Origin of the sequence: Achromobacter sp. Marseille-Q0513 (assembly GCF_018195695.1) — a bacterium.
Lineage (GTDB): Bacteria > Pseudomonadota > Gammaproteobacteria > Burkholderiales > Burkholderiaceae_B > Achromobacter.
In genome coordinates this window covers 1-441 of record NZ_JAGTJY010000538.1, presented here as the reverse complement: position 1 = coordinate 441, position 441 = coordinate 1, and the positions used below count along the sequence as shown (strand labels likewise).

1 pseudogene is annotated in these 441 nt (G+C 64.9%); it reads left to right on the top strand.

The annotated features are described in order from the left end of the window. Nucleotides 1–2: 2 nt before the first annotated feature. Nucleotides 3–441: pseudogene (locus tag KDH83_RS31660) on the top strand (TIGR03752 family integrating conjugative element protein); the annotation flags it as partial.

Sequence of the window (441 nt, the reverse complement as noted above, 5' to 3'; positions counted from 1 at the left end):
GCATTCGGCTGTTCTCGGGTGGCGGGGCTGATACGCCGTCCCGCGGCAGTGCAGACGGTCAACCCACGGCTGAAGAAATGAAGGCGTTGGGCATAGATGGTGATACGCCGCGCGATACGGTAGCGACGCTGGTTGCGCAGGTGAAGCAATTGCGCAGCGAGTTGCAGAGCGCCGTTTCCGACAACAAATCGCAGCGCGAAGAAAACCAGCGGGTGCGCCAGCGCGACGACACCATCGACCAGCGCATCAACGCGGCGCTGGAAGGGGAGCGCGCCAAGCTGCAACGCGACCAGCAGCAGGTGAGCAGCGAACGCCAGCAGACCGAAGGCTTGCTGGCCGATTTGCAACGCCGCCTGGAAAGCATCGGTGGACGTGGTGGTGGCGATGCCGACTTGCCGGTCGGCCTGGGGCTGCGTGACGGCGATGGCGCCGGTATGGAGA